This is a genomic window from Pseudomonas sp. p50(2008) (genome assembly GCF_015351605.1).
In the GTDB taxonomy this organism is placed as follows: Bacteria; Pseudomonadota; Gammaproteobacteria; order Pseudomonadales; family Pseudomonadaceae; genus Aquipseudomonas.
Genome location: NZ_JACMYF010000001.1, coordinates 437118 through 455139 on the forward strand (window position 1 = coordinate 437118; position 18022 = coordinate 455139).

At 52.1% G+C, this 18022-nt stretch carries 17 protein-coding genes and 2 pseudogenes; 13 read left to right on the forward strand and 6 right to left on the reverse strand.

All coding sequences use genetic code 11. The features are described from left to right. The first annotated feature begins 1 nt into the window (after position 1). On the forward strand, positions 2-706 hold the full coding sequence (locus H7698_RS02035; protein ID WP_162437387.1) for a murein L,D-transpeptidase catalytic domain family protein: 705 nt from the start codon (positions 2-4) through the stop codon (positions 704-706). Positions 707-817: 111 nt separating this feature from the next. Further along, complete coding sequence (locus H7698_RS02040; protein ID WP_194690411.1) at positions 818-1609, forward strand: transporter substrate-binding domain-containing protein; 792 nt, start codon at positions 818-820, stop codon at positions 1607-1609. A gap of 98 nt (positions 1610-1707) precedes the next feature. Here H7698_RS02040 and H7698_RS02045 read toward each other — a convergent pair whose 3' ends face one another. Further along, complete coding sequence (locus H7698_RS02045; protein ID WP_194690412.1) at positions 1708-2700, reverse strand: threonine ammonia-lyase; 993 nt, start codon at positions 2698-2700, stop codon at positions 1708-1710. A 449-nt stretch (positions 2701-3149) separates the two neighbouring features. Here H7698_RS02045 and H7698_RS31290 point away from each other — a divergent pair. The 6 genes and pseudogenes from H7698_RS31290 to H7698_RS02070 all read left to right on the forward strand — a co-directional run bounded on the left by H7698_RS31290 (position 3150) and on the right by H7698_RS02070 (position 9404). Beyond that, positions 3150-3366, forward strand: a pseudogene (locus H7698_RS31290) (hypothetical protein). Between the two features lie 104 nt (positions 3367-3470). Then, entirely contained in the window at positions 3471-4427 is a 957-nt protein-coding gene (locus H7698_RS02050) for a hypothetical protein (protein ID WP_194690413.1), read from the forward strand. A gap of 42 nt (positions 4428-4469) precedes the next feature. Then, positions 4470-5711, forward strand: a complete 1242-nt coding sequence (locus H7698_RS02055) for a hypothetical protein (protein WP_194690414.1) — start codon at positions 4470-4472, stop codon at positions 5709-5711. An 884-nt stretch (positions 5712-6595) separates the two neighbouring features. Then, the gene (locus H7698_RS02060; RefSeq protein ID WP_194690415.1) at positions 6596-6982 is read left to right on the forward strand and encodes a DUF2513 domain-containing protein; all 387 of its coding nucleotides are present in this window, start codon (positions 6596-6598) and stop codon (positions 6980-6982) included. Positions 6983-7142: 160 nt separating this feature from the next. Then, positions 7143-7982 carry a hypothetical protein gene (locus tag H7698_RS02065; protein ID WP_194690416.1) on the forward strand — a complete coding sequence of 280 codons (840 nt, stop codon included), beginning with the start codon at positions 7143-7145 and terminating at the stop codon, positions 7980-7982. A 6-nt stretch (positions 7983-7988) separates the two neighbouring features. Further along, positions 7989-9404: an AlbA family DNA-binding domain-containing protein gene (locus tag H7698_RS02070; RefSeq protein WP_194690417.1), complete on the forward strand. Its 1416-nt coding sequence runs from the start codon at positions 7989-7991 to the stop codon at positions 9402-9404. A 49-nt stretch (positions 9405-9453) separates the two neighbouring features. On the opposite strand, the gene H7698_RS02075 is transcribed toward H7698_RS02070, so the two are convergent. Together H7698_RS02075 and H7698_RS02080 are read right to left on the reverse strand one after the other, a co-directional pair. Then, positions 9454-10500, reverse strand: coding sequence for a phage portal protein (locus tag H7698_RS02075; protein WP_194690418.1), 1047 nt, complete (start codon positions 10498-10500; stop codon positions 9454-9456). Continuing rightward, a pseudogene (locus H7698_RS02080) lies at positions 10500-11288 on the reverse strand (phage terminase large subunit family protein); the annotation flags it as partial. The gene H7698_RS02075 and the pseudogene H7698_RS02080, both read right to left, overlap by 1 nt. 143 nt (positions 11289-11431) lie before the next feature. On the opposite strand from H7698_RS02080, the gene dusA reads away from it, so the two are divergent. Both dusA and tal read left to right on the forward strand, forming a co-directional pair. After that, a complete protein-coding gene (gene dusA, locus H7698_RS02085; protein WP_194690419.1) occupies positions 11432-12427 on the forward strand; it encodes a tRNA dihydrouridine(20/20a) synthase DusA in 996 nt (331 codons plus the stop codon). Between the two features lie 178 nt (positions 12428-12605). Beyond that, positions 12606-13532, forward strand: a complete 927-nt coding sequence (gene tal / locus H7698_RS02090) for a transaldolase (RefSeq protein ID WP_162437391.1) — start codon at positions 12606-12608, stop codon at positions 13530-13532. 181 nt (positions 13533-13713) lie between these two features. Here tal and rssC read toward each other — a convergent pair whose 3' ends face one another. Further along, positions 13714-14196: an anti-sigma factor antagonist RssC gene (rssC, locus tag H7698_RS02095; protein ID WP_123403442.1), complete on the reverse strand. Its 483-nt coding sequence runs from the start codon at positions 14194-14196 to the stop codon at positions 13714-13716. Beyond that, positions 14193-15377, reverse strand: coding sequence for a two-component system response regulator RssB (gene rssB, locus H7698_RS02100; protein WP_162437392.1), 1185 nt, complete (start codon positions 15375-15377; stop codon positions 14193-14195). The genes rssC and rssB overlap by 4 nt, the downstream gene beginning before the upstream one ends. Positions 15378-15651: 274 nt before the next feature. Here rssB and H7698_RS02105 point away from each other — a divergent pair, with 274 nt between their 5' ends. Next, positions 15652-15951 (forward strand): PilZ domain-containing protein, encoded by a 300-nt coding sequence (locus H7698_RS02105; RefSeq protein WP_162437393.1) that lies wholly within the window; start codon positions 15652-15654, stop codon positions 15949-15951. Positions 15952-16012: 61 nt separating this feature from the next. Here H7698_RS02105 and H7698_RS02110 read toward each other — a convergent pair whose 3' ends face one another. Continuing rightward, a complete protein-coding gene (locus H7698_RS02110; RefSeq protein WP_194690420.1) occupies positions 16013-16702 on the reverse strand; it encodes an MlaA family lipoprotein in 690 nt (229 codons plus the stop codon). A gap of 196 nt (positions 16703-16898) precedes the next feature. Here H7698_RS02110 and H7698_RS02115 point away from each other — a divergent pair, with 196 nt between their 5' ends. Further along, positions 16899-17519 (forward strand): HAD family phosphatase, encoded by a 621-nt coding sequence (locus tag H7698_RS02115; protein ID WP_194690421.1) that lies wholly within the window; start codon positions 16899-16901, stop codon positions 17517-17519. A gap of 125 nt (positions 17520-17644) precedes the next feature. Continuing rightward, positions 17645-17908 (forward strand): DUF4404 family protein, encoded by a 264-nt coding sequence (locus H7698_RS02120; RefSeq protein ID WP_162437396.1) that lies wholly within the window; start codon positions 17645-17647, stop codon positions 17906-17908. The last annotated feature ends 114 nt before the right edge of the window (positions 17909-18022 follow it).

Sequence of the window (18022 nt, forward strand, 5' to 3'; positions counted from 1 at the left end):
TATGGCGCGAGACCGCATTCGTTCGTTATTCACGGCCCTGCTGCTGACATCCCTTTCAGTACCGGCAGCGTACGCCGATTCACTTGCAGCCGCTCTCGTCAAAGCCGCTCCCGATGCCAACGCCACTGTTATAAACCTCGCCGTACGTGCTTCACAATGCTCACAAGTCCAGGGCGCAATTCCTGCCCAGCGTCTGGCCGTGATCGATTACTCACTGCCTTCGACCGAACAACGCCTGTGGGTGTTCGATCTGAAAAAGCGCAAATTGCTTTTTCATGAACTGGTTGCCCACGGCCGAAACAGCGGCGAGAACATGGCCGTGAACTTCTCCAATCAAAATGAAAGCTTCGCCACCAGTCTGGGGTTGTATCGCACCCAGGCGAGTTATGTCGGCCAAAATGGCTATTCACTGCGCATGGAAGGCCTGGAGCCCGGCTTCAATGACAACGCCTTTGACCGCGCCATCGTCATCCACGGCGCGCCCTACGTCAGCCCGGTGCTGGCCCGTGCCAACGGCCGGATCGGCAGAAGCCTGGGTTGTCCGGCCGTGCGACCTGCGGTTGCCCGCCGACTGATTGATTCGATGAAAGATGGGCAGCTGCTGTTTTCGTATTACCCGGATCAACGCTGGCTGAAATCTTCTTCTTATATTAATTGCAGCGGCGCCACTGTGGCCTCGGCAGGGAAAACCACCCATCGCAAATAGGTTACGCGTGAACTTTTCGCCCTTCCCCAAAGGGCATGGTTCAATGCTGGATTCTGCTCTGCTTTGATGGTTTGATCGGTTCACCCGAACCATCAAATAAGCCCAAAAATAATGAAAAACCTTAAAAGCACGATGCTACTCGGTAGCCTGCTCGCCCTGTCGATGGGCGCGCAGGCCCAGGAAGACCCCTCTCATTTGGACAGCGTTCTGCAGCAGGGCCAGCTGCGCGTCTGCACGACCGGCGACTACAAACCCTATACCTACAAAGCTGAAGACGGCGAATACTCCGGCATCGACATTGCCATGGCCCGCTCACTGGCCGATAGCCTGGGCGTAAAGGTCGAATGGGTGCCAACCACCTGGAAAACCCTGATGCCCGACCTGATCGCGGGCAAATGCGACATCGGCATGGGCGGCATTTCCGTCACTCTGGAACGTCAGAAGAAAGCCTTCTTCAGCACCACGCTTGATGTCGACGGCAAAATCCCCTTGGTGCGCTGCGAAGATCAGTCGCTGTACCAGACAGTCGAGCAGATCAACCAGCCAACGGTGCGTTTAGTTGAACCGGCGGGCGGTACCAATGAAGCGTTTGTTCATGCGTTCCTGCCCAAGGCGCAGCTGCGGTTGCACGACAACGTGACCATCTTTCAGGAGCTGCTCGACAAGAAAGCAGACGTGATGATTACCGATGCGTCGGAAGCGTTGTTCCAGCAAAAACTCAAGCCTGGGTTGTGCGCGGTAAATCCGACTCAATTCATGCAGTACGGCGAAAAGGCCTACTTGCTGCCTCGCGATGACATGACCTGGAAGCTATACGTCGATCAATGGCTGCACCTGGCCAAGGTCACCGGGAATTATCAGAAAGTATTGGGACAGTGGCTGGCAGCGCCCGCCCCTAACTAACAACGCGTCACCTGTAGCCGCTGGCGAAGCCTGCGTCCGATTGCGAAGCAATCGCTAAATCAGCGCCCTCCCAAAGCAGGAGGGCCGCTTTCGCACTATCAGGACATTCGCGGAGCGTCCGCCCATTTCCCCATCTCTTGATGCGATATATTCCCGCCGCACACCACAAGGCCGATGACAGCGTTATCAGGAAGCTCAGGTGCGGTAGCAAGTACCGCAGGAATAAGCGCCCCCGTCGCGAGCTCTACCCAGAGTCCCGCCTCCTCTCCGAAGGCAAGCATGCCCTCGATCGCCTCCTGATCAGACACGATCACCATGTCTTCTACATAGTGTTGAGCGTGGGCCAGCATCAGCTCGTCGATAACGGGCACGCCCAGCGTTGAGATGATTGAACTGATCTCGACGTCAACCGGCTTTCCGGCCTGCAACGCCTGGTACATGGAACTCGCCCCGACGGTCTCGACGCCCCAGATCCGGATGTCGGGTTTGATCGCCTTCAACGCCGTCGCCACCCCCGCCAGCATCGCCCCGCCACCGACAGCAACGAAGACGTCAGTGAGTGCAGGGCAGTCCGCAATAAACTCAAGGGCAAGCGTTCCGTGGCCTTCAGCGATCAGCGTATCGCTGCAATCATCAATGACCCCATACCCCTCTTCCTCCAGCGCTTTCGCCCTGGCAAACGCAGCGTAAACATCGCTTTCCACAATGACCGAACTGCCAGAGGCACGAATCCGGTCAATCGACGACGACGGCGCACTCTTCGGGACAATGACCGTCACGTCAGCACCGAAGCGCTTCGCGGCCTCGCCGATGGCAATGCCAAAATTACCGCCACTGACCGCAACGAATTTTGCGCTGCTTACATCTTCAGTGGAGGCCGAGAATTTATTGATTACGCCGCGGGCTTTGAACGATCCGCCAACTTGCAAGTTTTCAAGCTTGAGGAAGACGGGCCGTTGGGTCTTTTCAGTCAGACGAGGGCTCGAAACAGTTGGGGTGCGGATCACTGAACCAGCTATTCGTTGCGCGGCGGCGACGATGGAGTTGAAGTTGATGAGATCTGGGCGTGAATTGGGCGATTTTTTAAACATGGAATCCGTTCCTTGAAAAACTCGGTAGGCGGATGCTAGCAGCCTGTTTTATGACTGTCTTGCGTAATCCACCTCGCTGCTACAGGGCATGGAAGCAGGACTCGCCCGAACCTCACAGCCGCAATCCTGATAAACTCCACCACCTCCCAGCCTTACCGATTCCAGATCTCCCCATGCTCCCAATCACCGCTGCACCTGCGCCATTGTCCCGCCGTTTTTCTGTTGCTCGGATGATGGATTGGTCGTACTTATCCTCTCTATCCTGAAAACAAAGGCCCTTAAGGCATCATAAAAATTTCCGTACCACTTCCGTACCAGTTCTCTTCTCTACCCATATGCCTTACCGTCCGTCCCATTCCCTGTAGCGAAAATTTAGCAACCGGTTTCGGTTCCAATCCCGAGCACTGTCACTGCTATGCTTAAATTTTTATCAAAAGGAGCCGGTAACCGTGGCTAGCGAGTATTCACTTGCAGTAGTGCTGGAAAGGATCTATCACAATCAGCTGGCCCTAGAAGCAGCCATAAGGGAGCTGACATTGTGGGTAGAAACCCGTGGCGCATCCGAAGCGGGAGGAAATGTTCGCGGAGCACTGGAGTGCGATAGGTGAAAATGCGGGGTTCATCAACCAGGGGCTGGCTCGCCTCAAGAAACTAGATATCGGTTAGCCGAAGGTTGTCATACGCCGAGCAGCTACCTCTGAGTAGCCGCCATGGGCAGGACCAAACATTTGATACGAACAACCCCTCCCTATCTATCGATCGGAACCGACATGGCGATACTACAACTTGCTTTAATTTTGATTTTGCCGACAGCGTTGCCAATCTGCGCATTTTTACTATTAGACAAAAGCGACACCTTTATAACTAAAGCAACGAACACCCTTACACTCAACCCTAGAAAAGGCCTACTACATCAAAAGTTGTTTTGGCTCTGCATTATTATTCCGATACTGTATTTCATTGCCTTCGGATATATAGCATGGCAGGGGTACTCCATCTCATTAACTGCGGATGGTCTTGCAACCTTTTTATCTACAAGCACTTTACCACTCGCCCTTCTATCAACCTCCCTACCACTAACAGTCATTGTGGCAAGCTTCCACTCAACCCACCAGACAGCACTGCAAATAAACCAAACCAAAGATACTTACGAACTAGAAACAAGCAGAAAAGAACAAGAAGAACAAAACCTCCTCATCAACACATTGAAACTTATCAAAACAGAACTTAAGGTAGGATGGGATATCTATGAGTCGGAATACGCAGTAGATCTAAAAAAACTTCAACCAGGGCAACCCTACCTAATTATTTTTCCTTTAGGCAGCAACCTTTTCCCTATATATGACTCAGCACCCGCACACCTCGCAAATGCCCCCATCGAAATATCAGAAGAAATTGTACGAATTTACATGCGAGTGAAAGGCCTCGTAACAATGATAAATAATAACAACACCAAAACTGCTGCGGTCCACGCACGTGCCATGAACGTTTTTCAAACACTTACGGATCAAGCAAGAAAAGAAAAAGTCGACTTTACGCAAGATTTCACCAATCACCTGCAATCTCGATATGAATGGCATCGCGACTGGGAAGCACGAACTTTGGACATGGGCGGCGACGCCGAAAGCATGAAGCTATTGACCGAAGAAATAGAACAACTGCTTGACTCCATCAACACCAAACTTACAAACCACATAGAAAATTACGAATCCCTGAATAAAAACTAACAATTTAGACTTAGCACTCAATACGCAGGAGTTGTTTGACACATGGATAAGACCAATAAAATGAAATGCATCTATTGCCCAAGCACTGGCCCTTTCTCTGACGAGCACGTGTTTCCTGCGGGAATGGGTGGTGACGATAAAAACTACCTTCTCGTCGACCTTGTCTGCAAAAACTGCAACACCGGAATATTTTCAAAATTAGAACTATCACTCATGAGGCGGTCACCCACAGGGCTCGGGAGACAGTTCCTACAAACAAATACGAGAGATCGAGGCGCGCGAACGACCAAACCTACTATCGAGACAAAAAGCCACTTCATAATCGATACTGACGGACGCTTACTTGAAGCAGATTATGATAACGATGGTAGCGAGACACTGTTAGCTCAGTGCATAATCGACGGAGAACAAATACTTTATACCGCCCAAGACCTACCACACCTTAAAAAAATGTACATAGCCTTATCTGAGGTGTTGGAAGCGCCTACCATTGATCTAATCACAAAAATAAGATCCGACCGGGTAAGTTATGTAGTAGAAACATACGAATGGAGAGATGATGAATACAAACAACTCTCCAGTACGACCTTTCAGAAGCCACCGGCTTTAGGAGTATGGCTTGAAGCATCCGACAGCAAAACAAATATATCACCACGCTTCTTCCAAAGACTTGCCGGACAACTGGTTCTGAGAAACAACTCGAGTATCAATAATGCTCGCTTGTTAAGAAGCATGAGAAGAACGCTTCCTTCTTTACAGAATAAGCAAGACGATGCAACTCCAAGCTCAATTGACCAACCAGTAATTCAGATAGAAATGGCAATTGACATCAACGAAACGGAACGAGCACTTGCTAAAATAGGAATTAATTTCCTAGCCCACCAGTTTGGCGCGCAATTTATATCCAACCCTAAATTCGAAGATATAAAAAGCTCGATATTGACAGGCAACCCAAAATTACCATTCTCTTCATTTGGAGAAGAGGACAAAAAGTCCTTAACTGATTTATTCGGTAACCCACCTAAACATTGTCACTGTGTAATGCTAATCGGTGTACCTACCGACAACAGTCGGTTCGACATATACTTCAATGCCCGACTATACGGAACCGGATCACACAAAATACTACTCGCACAAAATCTGCCAATGAAAGACTTTTTTAATCCCATTTACTTTTTAATCAACTACGAATCCAACACCATCACTACAATGAATCTCTTGGACTACCAGTTAGAATTTGGAGTTCTGGTTCAAGAATTTTTAGAAAGCAGCCAGAACAACTAACAACGCGTATTATGCCGAACCTCCAAGACAGATGTACGCTTTCAAAATAATTAGATTCAATTGTACTGCCACCTCGTTAGCAACTTCCCAAGCTGATAACGTGGGTTTGATTCCCTTCACCAGCCCCACTATTTTCAAGGCTTCCATCGCTATCAAGATGACGTTGCGTAGGACTGGTGACAGTTACTGGATTCTTGGAGTGTTTGTGCGGCAGCGTGCATGCACAACATCTGATGGACCTTTGCCAGCACCCACCCCCTAGTTGCTTTCGGCTTTTCATGTTGACCCACGGGAAACAGGTTAGGAAGGTTAATTTTTTTGCTAATCGCCCTGAAAGCCTTATCGTTCACGGCTTTGCGGTCGATGACATGGGTTAGCTTTAGGGTTATGAGAGGTAATTTCCTAACCTTTATAATCGTTAAAAACTACTTATATAAATCTCTTACAAGTCAACATGTTACGATTTACCAACCTCAAACCTAACGATAAACCCCAGCAAATACGGGGCCTTCAGAACGCCTCCCTCGCGCTTTCTAAAAACTAACCCTTTTCCCGAGCCACCTCTCAGAATCGCCCCAAACTGCGCCCCAGCAACCATCTCCAAAATGGCCTACCCTCGCAGGGATTCGCAGGCTTTTTCACCCCTATCAATGCCAGAGCAGGCCCGGCCAGGCCCGCGCGACAGCAACTGCGGGGTGTGCAGAAAAAGCGCCCTATTTAGCCCGCAGGCGAGGTGGGGGGACGACGGCGCGCGCCAACGAAGACCTGACGGGAAATCTCGCTAACTTGAGCGAGCACATTCGATAGGTACCAGAGGTATAGTGTCTGCGTGGCAGTGGCATTGTGCCCACCTACCAGTCGTAACAGGCATCAGGAGCAAGCACGTGCGAAGAGATATGGATCTCATCAGATTGATAGTTTTACAAATTGAGAGTGACCACCAAGGACCGAACGATTTACTTTCTTTTGAAGACTTCAATACTGAATTAGTAATCGATGGGTATACACCAGCCCAGGTGGAGTACCACCTACAACTAGCAATAAGCAGTCACATATTCGAAATCCCCCGGAACGCTGGTGGCCTTTATATAATTTCCGGACTTTCGCCAAAAGGACACGACTTCGCCGATTCGGTAAGGGACGAAAAAATATGGGCCATGACTAAAGAGGGTGCATTGAAGGCTGGAGGATTCACATTAGAACTGCTGGGGAATCTCGCTAAGGGATTTGCCAAGAAGCAATTAGAGAAACATACCGGAATCGATATTTAAAAATGGACAATTCAATGAATGACAACCCATATAACTCAGGAATAAACCAACCAAAATTGTTCATACAACACAATAAATAGCCGGATACAATCGTGACCGCTAGACATGACCATTTACACAAAACAAATTTATCAATATGCACACTCGAGTTGAAATCAATATGTGGTTAATTGATTTAGTTCATTCAGTCCCAAACGTGATCTGGTCCGGTGTTATCGCAGCAACTTTAACCCTGGGGGGAGTGTTTGCATCAAACAGAAGCAACACCAACAGACTAAAAATCCAGCTTGAACACGACTCATTGGAAAAACAGAAAGAAAGAATCTCTACCTTAAGACGGGAAGTTTACCTACGATCTGCAGAGGAAATGACGAAAGCTTTCAGTTATTTAGGCTCGTTACCTAAAGCTGATTTCAGCGACACTAACAATACTGAAAAACTTCAAGACTTCTTCGCTTCTTCCGCAAAACTGCAACTCATAGCAGAACCAAAAACCGCCCTACTTGTAAACGAATTAACAGGCGCATACGGCGAGCTAACAATAAAACTCATCGGTAAAACTATACCAATCCAAGATTGCCTAATCGAAATAAAAATCAATGATGAACACTATAACCAAGCGCAAAACGAAGTAAATAGAATACTCGCCGAAATGACACGCCTCAATGAAAACTGCAATGCCACTCAGGAAAATATGGCAGCACTGATTAGGTCATTTGATTTTCAGTCCTCTCAAGCAAAAATCTATGCAGATGCTCGCAACAAAGCATGGAGTACGCAGAACTACCTTCACTTTGATTTTTGCAGAGAGTTAATTCCTGAAATCCGTGTAATAGCCGAGATGCAAATACCCGTAATTATTGAAATCAGGCGCGACCTTGGTTTGACTGTCGACATCGATTTATTTCGAGAACAGTTGGTATCTCAGCTCGAAAAAATGAAAACCGCTTTAAACTCAGTACTGGATGCGCTGGAAGCCAATCAACAAATCACGGAGTAATTTAGCGTGAATCACTACACCCCTTTCGATAAAAGTTTTTCCCATCTGCAGACTGATGACCTAGTAGCGTTAAAGGAGGTCAACGAAGGCTGGTATGTAGAATACAAACAAGCCATTCCCAAATCTCAATCCATTGCTAAATCCGTTTCAGCGTTCGCGAATAGCTACGGAGGTTGGCTTTTTTATGGGATAAAGGAGGAATCAAAAGAAAACTCAGTAGCCGGAGAATTTTTAGGGATTGATTCTACTGAAGTAGACACTGTGCTCCAAAGAATTAGGCAAGCTGTTGCTAATCTTATAAATCCTTCGTGCCATTTTGAATCAAAAGTCTTTTATGGGCCATGCGCCCAACTTAATATTGAAGCAGGTCGCGCCATTATATGTATCGCTATTCCGCAAAGCGCGGAAGCGCCGCACATACACAGCAGCGGATATATATATCGCAGAATTGCAGATGGCTCAGAGCCCATACCTGAGACTGACCGGCATATGGTTGACAGACTATATCAACGCTCAAAAGACACTATTAATTCGTATAAAAAATGGCATGATGAAGACCCAGAATTTTCCGACACGGAAATTAACACACCCTTTTTAAGGATAATGATAAAACCAAATCTATGGCATCTACCAAGATCAGATTTCCGTATCGACATTGAAAACGCAAGAGAAATTCTTGGTGCTAAAACAGGGCGCACAATCTGCCTACCTTTCGACACAATTTACTCGCGAGCTGGTGGGCTCACAGCAAGGCAATGCGAAAACAACGACCCATCTAATCACGGCATGACTTGGAACGTTAATCCTGATCTTACAGGCGATATAATAATACCTCTAAGCTGGAGTAAAGGTTCTCTCGATCAAATCGAAGCCCGGCTTTTTGGTTACGAGTATTCAGGTATTTTTATAGATGCCTTAAAAAAAGCAAATATTCAAGAGCCTCATATCGTCGATCTAAATTATGTTTATAACGTGCTTATGGGAATAGTGGAGGCGCAAAGGGCACTTCAAAAGCTTGCTGGGTGGCCTCTTGAGTTTCATTTGAAAATCAAGCTACTTAACGTTTGGAGAACAATTCCCTTCTTAGATATTGAATATATAATAAACTACATTAGAAGGCACGGAATTCCAATGTGCTTAACTCGCTCGACCACCTCACCAATTGGCCACCACCCCAATACATTCAAATATATAAAAGACCACGCTGACGGCGATGACCATTCAAAAGCAATACTGCAAACCCTTACCTCATTTATTCCCATTGCACAAGCATATGGCCTTCCGCTCACGCAAATGTTACTTGATGAGTGCGAAAACAACGAAACCGAAGAAACCGAAGAAACCGAACCAACTTTCATTCAACTTAATAACGCAGCAACAAGAGGAGTTGCAATAACTAGCTCATACAACAAAAAACAATAACTCGCCGAGCCAGGTACAACCACATAACCAAAAGTACTTGGCCCACCTATCACTTTATAGATCTTGCTTTTTCAGGCCTCAGTAGTAGATCTTTGAATCTGACGACTTCCTCCCCCGCCCAGTCATTTACTTGTTGAAGTCGAGTCTGAATAGGCTCCAGTTCGTTCATAGACCAGATCTGCGCAGCTTCCCTAACCGACCCAAACCCACCTGCGTTCTGTGGCACGATCCCCATCAACTGCGGAGGAATCCGCAAACTCGCCAGCACGTCATCTCGCGTCTGATTCTTGATCGAGTTGAACTCGTCCTTTGCCGCCACCTCACTGACAGGAATCAGCTGAATTCCGTCCTTTTTTCCGGTCGGCGAGTAAACAAACAGGTTGCGAAAATTCCCCGGCCCCTTCGAATCCTTGAGCGCTTTACGCAGTGCATCGATGTCGGTCTCGGTCTGCGCGGCATCGGTCATATACAAAATGAAGCCGGCATGACTGCCGTTCTCGTAGTATTTGCGCCTGAACAGGGTCGCGGACTCATTGAGCAACGCCGACCGCAAAGCACTGATCCGCTTCGGCAACCCATATATCTCCTGATGCAAATCCGCCTCACGCAGATGAAACACGCTCCCCGCTTCAAACGCATGCTCATTCCTGAACCCCTGCACCTGGTAAAACCTGCCATCCGGCCCCGCCCGCATGTACTTCGCAAGCGGCGGTACCAGTATCCGAGTACCACCCAACACCGAACGTCGTCGCTCCAGATAACCATTACCCAAGCACAAATAATCCAAAGCAAACTGCTCAAACGCAGCCCTGGAGAACATCGGGTGCGGGATAAACGTCTTGCTCAGCAAGTTGCGCTTGAACATCAACCCCGAATGCAAATGCACACTCGCCCCCACCGAACGCGCAAGCCCATCCAGCGACAGCGGCGGCTCATACCACCGACCGTTAAACCAGCACTCCAGATAATCAAAAACCTCCCGACCACCCAGCACAGGCGACGGATCACCAAAACTGAACACTTGCGTGCCTTGGCTGACAGGAGGACTAGCCACAACCGCGGGCGCCGAAGCCTGATCAGCAATTGTTTCGTTCATCAAAAAATCTCCATCCGCCCAGTATTGGAAGCCGTTTGCCCCTCAAGCGGTTCGTTGTGCAATGCATGAAAGAGCGCCCACGCCAGATCGGCGTGACCGGTGTTGTCGTTACGTCCAGCCGTATAGGTGTACTGCCGCCCACCGGCGGTGATGGTCTTGCGAATCGCCATCAGCGACTGCGCCATGTCCGTCCAGCCGGCATCGAACTCCAGCCGGCCGTTGTGGATCACGTCATAGGCCTTGAGCACAAGACGCGTCTTTACCTCTGGCGAATAGCTGAAGCAGGTCACCGCCGGGAAGAACTGGCGCACCAGCTGCGCCACGCCACTGCCCAGACCGGTGACATCAATCCCGATATACGTCACCCAGTAGCGGTCGCACACGCCCTTGATAAACGCAGCCTGCGCAGCAAAGTCCATTCCCCGAAACTGATGCCGCTCAAGCACGCGAAACTTGCCGCCCGGTACCAGCGGCGGCGCGACCACCACCAGCCCCGAACAATCACCAGTCTCAGCGGGGTCGTAGCCAATCCAAACTTGGCGATCCCCAAAAGGTCGCATGGCAAACGGCTTGTTGTCCTCAGCCCACTCGACCCAGCTATCGACCATTCACGACTGCAACAGCGCCAGCGGGAAGATGCTCGCCCCGTCATCAACAAAATCACACATCAGCAGGTTGGCAAATGCTTCAGGGCTGTACTCGCGGCGTAGTTCATCGATGTCGAAAAGGTCGCAACCGCCCTGCTCCGCATCGAGGATGTTCACGATCTGCCGCCATAACCGGTCTTGACCAAATGGGGACAACTATTTTCCATCTGTTTACTCGCACCCTGCGTCACGCCTTGCCCCCCCTACATCACTGCCACGCGTCCCAACTGCCTAACCCTGATAAACTGCCCACTCCCTAGCCCGACCGATTCCAGATTCTTCCAATGCCTCCAGCCATTGCCACACCCGCACCGCTCTCCCGCCGCTTCTCCGTCGCACCCATGATGGATTGGACTGACCGCCATTGCCGCTTCTTCCTGCGCCTGCTCTCCAAGCACGCCCTCCTCTACACCGAGATGGTCACCACCGGCGCGTTGCTCAACGGCGATCACGAGCGTTTTCTGCGCCACAATGACGCCGAGCACCCTCTTGCGCTGCAACTCGGTGGCAGTGTTCCGCTGGACCTGGCCGCGTGTGCGCGTATGGCTCAGGAGCATGGTTATGACGAGGTCAATCTGAACGTTGGCTGCCCGAGTGATCGGGTGCAGAACAATATGATTGGCGCGATGCTGATGGGGCATCCGCAGTTGGTCGCCGATTGTGTGAAGGCGATGCGCGATGCGGTGTCGATTCCGGTGACGGTGAAGCATCGCATCGGGATCAATGGGCGGGACAGTTACGAGCAGTTGTGTGATTTCGTTGGCACGGTGCGGGATGCCGGGTGCACGAGCTTTACGGTGCATGCGCGGATTGCGATTCTTGAGGGGCTTTCGCCGAAGGAGAATCGCGACATTCCCCCGCTGCGCTACGACGTGGCGGCGCGGTTGAAGACGGATTTTCCGGAGCTGGAGATTATTCTCAACGGCGGGATCAAGACGCTGGAAGCCTGTCATGAGCATTTGCAGACGTTCGACGGTGTGATGCTGGGTCGTGAGGCGTATCACAATCCTTATGTGATGGCCGAGGTGGATCAGCAGTTGTTCGGCAGCACGGCACCGGTGATCACTCGGGCCGAGGCGCTGGCGCAGTTGCGTCCTTATATAGCCGCGCATATCGATGCGGGTGGTTCGATGCACCATATCACCCGGCATGTGCTGGGACTGGGCACCGGTTTTCCGGGTGCGCGCAAGTTTCGGCAGTTGTTGTCGGTGGATATTCACAAGGCCAAGGAGCCTTTGGCGTTGCTGGATCAGGCGGCGGAGTTGCTGGAGGGGCGTTAACGGTCGCCCGGGTTGAACCTGTTCACTGTTTCGGCATCGTATTTATCAACACCGCGCCCCACCTTTCAAACAGCTGTTTTCAGGTTGTTGCCGCTGGGGCCTTCGATAGGTATACGCGCCCTTGAGTGGCTGTCAGCGCTCGGGTAATGTCATCAAATCCAAAGGACAGAGCACACTCATGACTTCCAAGCTGGAACAACTCAAACAAATGACTACCGTGGTTGCCGATACCGGCGACTTCGAAGCCATCGCTCGCGTTAAACCGGTGGACGCTACCACCAACCCTTCCCTGTTGCTGAAAGCGGCGGCCATTTCCGGTTATGCCGAATTGCTGAACGCTTGCGTTCATGACTGCAAGGGCGATGTCGGCCTGGCCAGCGACCGTTTTGGCGTGGCCGTAGGTCAAGAGATTCTGAAGGTTGTACCAGGGCGCATTTCCACTGAAGTGGATGCGCGACTGTCGTTCGACACTGACGCCGTATTGAAGCGTGCGCACCGTCTGATCGAGCTGTACGACAAAGCCGGCATTGGCCGTGACCGTGTGCTGATCAAGATCGCGTCCACCTGGGAAGGCATCCGTGCTGCCGAGAAGCTGGAGCAGGAAGGCATTCAGACCAACCTGACGCTGCTGTTTTCGTTTGCCCAGGCAGCGGCCTGTGCCGATGCGGGTGTGTTCCTGATTTCGCCGTTTGTAGGCCGTATCTACGATTGGTACAAAAAGGCTAACGGCAATGACTACACCGGCGCGGATGATCCGGGCGTGCAGTCGGTGACGCGTATCTACAACTACTACAAAGCCAATGACTACAAGACTGTGGTGATGGGCGCTAGCTTCCGTAATCTGAATCAGATTGAGCAACTGGCCGGGTGCGATCGCCTGACCATAAGCCCGGAATTGCTGGAGAAACTGGCGGCGGACAACGGCAAGCTTGAGCGTAAACTGGCGCCGGGGCATGCCGGGGAAGCGCGTTTGAGCCTGAACGAAGCGCAGTTCCGCTGGTTGTCCAACGAAGATGCGATGGCGACAGAGAAACTGGCGGAAGGCATTCGCCAGTTTGCCCGGGATCAGGAGAAGCTTGAGGCGTTGTTGCAAGCCAAGCTGTGATCTAGGACTAGGCAATGCAAAAAGGGCGAACCCTGCTGGGTTCGCCCTTTTTTGTGCGCTGGGATTGATGCGAGGTTCAGGCTAATTTGGCTGGCCAGGGGCTGTCTGACGCAACGCGGTGAAGGGTTGGGGGCAATGGGAGCAAGCTCCCTCGCCACATGGCAATGCCGTGCCTACCGCATCAGTGCCGCTCTAGCGCGTTCACGAGGTCGTGGAAGGCTTCACGGTTGGAATCGTTGAGGCCCATCAGGATCTTGTGCGCTTCGAGCACCTTGATCCGTACGATCTCTTCGGACTGATCCTGGTCTGGCAAGTCGGTCAGGCATTCAGGGCATGGGATCGGGCGGTCAACGATGTTGAACACTTGCTCGAAGCCCATGGACTGCAGCAGACGCGTGATGTCTTCGTGGGTGGTCACGACGGTCGGCAGCAGGCCGACCTTTTGCCGCGACAGGATAGACAGTTTGGCCAGCAGGCCAAGGGTGGTGCTGTCGATGCTGCGGGTTTCGGTCAGGTCGATCACGATCGCGTTGAAATTCAACGCGGTGAAGATCCTCTCAATAGTCGCATCCAACGCCGAACATAGGGTCAGGCGAACTTCACCGACGAACTTCAGGACGAAGGTGCCGTCCTGTTCGGCGAACTGGATTCTACCGGTACTCATTGAAGATTCCTGCTCAACACCAACAGGGCGATATCATCCGGCATCTCCCCTAGCGTGGCCAATCCAAAAACCTGCCGCAACCCATCCAGGGTGCCGCCCGCAGCCTTGACCCGTTGGGGCAACGCCGCTTCTTTTTCTTTGAGTGTAGGCTCTGGTAGAAGGTCCAGAATGCCATCGGACATCAGCGTCAGGCTGAACGTCGGCGGCAGCTCCAGTACGTGGTCTTCGTAAGTGGCTTCATTGAAGAGGCCCACGGGCAGACCACGCCCTTCCAGATAACGAACACTGTCCGGTGTGTACAACACTGGCAACGGTAAATGACCACCGATGCTATAGGTCAACAAACCTGTCTCCTCGTCGATGACTCCACCGACCATTGTGACGTGTTTACCCAGCTTACAGCTGATCAGGCCTCGGTTGATATGACCAAGCACCTCTGAAGGCTTGAATTCGGGCAATGTACCGCTGCGCTTGGATTCGAACAGCAAGCGCGTGGTCATGAACTTCAACAGTACGGTTACGAAGGCTGATGAAGCGCCGTGACCGGAAACGTCCGCCAGATAGAACGCTACACGGCGCTCGTCGACCCGAAAGTAGTCGACGAAATCACCCGAGAGGTACAGCGACGGGATGATCTGGTGGGCGAACTGGAAATCGTCGATTGTCCACGGGCTCACCGGCAGCATGTTCATCTGCACCTGGCGACCGGCGTTCTGGTCTTCCTGGAGCAGGTTCAGGCTGGCTTCGAGCTCGCGATTGGCCTTCTCCAGCTTTTCACGATAGCGCTGGTTTTCCAGCAGCAGGCGCGCACGATCCAGAGCCCGGCGCACAGAGTGCTCGAGCACGGCCAGGTCTTCGAGAGGCTTGATCAGGTAATCCGCCGCGCCCAGGCGCAGGGCCTCGACCGCGTCGTTCATCACGCCAGCGCCCGAAACCACGATCACCGGTGTTTGCGGCGAAAGCTCGGTGACCTGACGGATAAGTTCGAGTCCGCCCATCTGCGGCATGCGCAGATCGCAGATGACCAAGTCGGGCTTGTCTTGCTCGAATACCTGAAGACCTTGCTGACCATTGCTGGCCTGCAGGACGCTGAAACCACTGTCTTCCAAATAGGCGGCGAGGCTCGCGCGCACTACTTCGTCATCATCGATTATCAGCAGCGTGGCACTGGTTTTTGGCATGTGGGCAAACGGCGCCAGAATTAGGTTGGCGTAGCCGGCAGGTTTTCAACCTCACCGTACTACTGGATTCGCTTTCTAGCCTCTCTGTCGCACCGCTTTCAGGCATTTGCCCTACACAGAGTTACACCAGAGGTGCCCTTCTAAGGCGCAGACGGTACTCCCATCCGCGGGGCGTTTCAAGCATACGGCGATGGTCGCTTGAGCTCTTTACTTGTCAAATGACCGGGAGTTATAAGAACTGTCAAAACCGTAACCCAATGGAAGGTTGAACCCCATGAGTCAAACCGATCGGGACTATAGCGAAAAACGCGATTTCATCCGCATGCGAGTGGATGCCGAGGTGGCGCTGATTCATGAGGGCGATGAGGTTCCAGCCGTCTGTATCGACCTTTCCAGCAGCGGCATGCAGGTTGAAGCGCCCCGCTTGTTTAAGGTCGGCGACCTGTTGAACGTGCGGATAGATTCAGAACATGCTGCGCTCAAGGGCCTTGAAGCCGACACCGAGGTGGTATGGGTCAAGGATCAGGACGGCGGGAGCCAGAAACTCGGGCTTACAATCTTGAAGATGAAATAACGTCGATTTCAAACGAAAGAAGGCGGCCTGATGGCCGCCTTCCTTGTTTTACCGGTCGAAATCAAAAATCGTCTTCGACTTGACCGTCCTTGACCCTGAATTCGCGATTTTGCAGGTACGCATTGCGGATGAAGATGTACTTGTCGCCATTGATCAGCTTCTCGGCCGACAACAGGCTGGCACGGGTATCGACAATATCCAGCGCCATGAACGAGTTGCGCGCTGCGACATCGTCGACGTAGCGATAAGCGCCAACGTAGGAGTCAGCATACTTCGCTGGCGCATCGCGTAGGGTGCTCGGGCCCAAGAGCGGCAGCATCAGGTACGGACCGCTAGGCATGCCCCAGTAGCCGAGTGTCTGGCCGAAATCTTCATCGTTGCGCTGCAGGCCCATTCGGGTGCCGACATCGATAAAGCCCAGCAAGCCAAACGTAGTGTTGAAGATCAACCGCGCGGTATCAACACCCGCCGCGGCCGGCTTGGCTTGCAGCACGTCGTTGGCCAGGTTGCGAACATCACCGATGTTCCTGAAGAAGTTGTGAATACCGTCTTCAACGAACTGCGGCGTCACGTACTGGTAGCCCTGGGCCAAAGGCTTCAGCGCATAGGTGTCGAGCACATCGTTGAACTTGTAGATTGGACGGTTGATGCTTTCCAAAGGGTCATCTTCCGATGCTGCCTGAGCAACAAACGGAATCAGCAATACGCTGGAACACACACAAAGCTGAGCTAGAAGATTGCTCCAGCGCATAGAAAAACTCCTTGGATTGTACTGACGTGGGCTCACGGCCCAGACGTTAAGCTCGACAGTATAAGACGGAAACGCCGCTTTAGGCAGCATCGGCGTCCGCTGCTTTAGGGACAGCGGCGATGTCAGGCGATTCACTTGATTGTCACTCAACTGTCATCGGCGACGCATAGCCTCGTACTATTTCAGGGACGTTGATATGCCGCACGCCGAAGTCTTGCCCCTCGTTGCTCCGCGCCTGACCGCCGTGTTGTTTGGTCTCAGTGGTTGCCTGGTGGATTTCGGCGCCCGAACCCGTGAACGCCGCGACCTCTGCACCACTCACGCCGAACTGACTCCCGGCGCATTGGATAGCCTGCACAGCCTGCAGCGCCAACAGATTCCATGCGCATGGGTGGATGAATTGCCCCCTTCCCTCAGCCATTCCCTGGCCCTCGCACTGCCGGAATGGGTCAAACCGTCGAAACAAATCGAAACAAACAATCCATGGCCGGCGCCTCACGCCTGCTGGGAAGCGTTGATGTCGCTCAACGTTGATCGACTGGAGGGGTGTGTCCTGGTCAGCGGTGAACCACGCCTGCTGCAATCGGGCCTGAACGCCGGGTTGTGGACGATTGGCCTGGCGTCGTGCGGTTCGCTCTGCGGACTGGCACCCCCTGAGTGGCAGGCATTGACGGCACAACAGCGGGAAATCAAACGTGGCAAAGCGACGGTTCAGCTGTTCGGCCTGGGCGTGCATTCAGTGATCGATCACCTGGGAGACCTCGATACCTGCCTCGCGGACATCAATCAGCGCCGACTCAAGGGCGAAAAGCCCTGAACGCCACCTCTTTGACATGAACACATGCAGCTTATACGCGAGTGGATTAATCTAGAGGCAAGCCATAGACCTTTGGCATGCTGCTGCGGTCTATGCCAGTGCCTATCGATAAAAGGAAGAACGCCATGCCTGCCCGCGAACTGCAAGAACAGCTCAATACTCTGCGCGAGCAATTGGAACAGAATCCGCCACTGTCCGAAGCCGAGCGCGAGAACCTCCACGATCTGATGCAACAGATCGAGCTGGAGATCGAGCTTGAGACCAAGACCCAGGATTCCAGCCTTGCCGACGGTGTAAACCTGGCGGTAGAACGCTTCGAACTCGAACACCCTGCCATTGCCGGCACGTTGCGCAACATCGTGCTGACCCTGGGCAATATCGGGATCTGAACCCGTTAAATGCAAAAAAGCCCCGCCAGTGATGGCGGGGCTTTTTGTTTTCAACGGCCGACAAAATGTTTTGAACTGCACACCCTTTGTAGCAGTTGGCGAAGCCTGCGTTGA

Coding starts and splice junctions, on each gene's coding strand:
- H7698_RS02035 (WP_162437387.1), top strand. CDS start 2: ATGGCGCGAGACCGCATTCGTTCGTTATTCACGGCCCTGCTGCTGACA.
- H7698_RS02040 (WP_194690411.1), top strand. CDS start 818: ATGAAAAACCTTAAAAGCACGATGCTACTCGGTAGCCTGCTCGCCCTG.
- H7698_RS02045 (WP_194690412.1), bottom strand. CDS start 2,700: ATGTTTAAAAAATCGCCCAATTCACGCCCAGATCTCATCAACTTCAAC.
- H7698_RS02050 (WP_194690413.1), top strand. CDS start 3,471: ATGGCGATACTACAACTTGCTTTAATTTTGATTTTGCCGACAGCGTTG.
- H7698_RS02055 (WP_194690414.1), top strand. CDS start 4,470: ATGGATAAGACCAATAAAATGAAATGCATCTATTGCCCAAGCACTGGC.
- H7698_RS02065 (WP_194690416.1), top strand. CDS start 7,143: ATGTGGTTAATTGATTTAGTTCATTCAGTCCCAAACGTGATCTGGTCC.
- H7698_RS02075 (WP_194690418.1), bottom strand. CDS start 10,500: ATGAACGAAACAATTGCTGATCAGGCTTCGGCGCCCGCGGTTGTGGCT.
- dusA (WP_194690419.1), top strand. CDS start 11,432: ATGCCTCCAGCCATTGCCACACCCGCACCGCTCTCCCGCCGCTTCTCC.
- tal (WP_162437391.1), top strand. CDS start 12,606: ATGACTTCCAAGCTGGAACAACTCAAACAAATGACTACCGTGGTTGCC.
- rssC (WP_123403442.1), bottom strand. CDS start 14,196: ATGAGTACCGGTAGAATCCAGTTCGCCGAACAGGACGGCACCTTCGTC.
- rssB (WP_162437392.1), bottom strand. CDS start 15,377: ATGCCAAAAACCAGTGCCACGCTGCTGATAATCGATGATGACGAAGTA.
- H7698_RS02105 (WP_162437393.1), top strand. CDS start 15,652: ATGAGTCAAACCGATCGGGACTATAGCGAAAAACGCGATTTCATCCGC.
- H7698_RS02110 (WP_194690420.1), bottom strand. CDS start 16,702: ATGCGCTGGAGCAATCTTCTAGCTCAGCTTTGTGTGTGTTCCAGCGTA.
- H7698_RS02115 (WP_194690421.1), top strand. CDS start 16,899: ATGCCGCACGCCGAAGTCTTGCCCCTCGTTGCTCCGCGCCTGACCGCC.
- H7698_RS02120 (WP_162437396.1), top strand. CDS start 17,645: ATGCCTGCCCGCGAACTGCAAGAACAGCTCAATACTCTGCGCGAGCAA.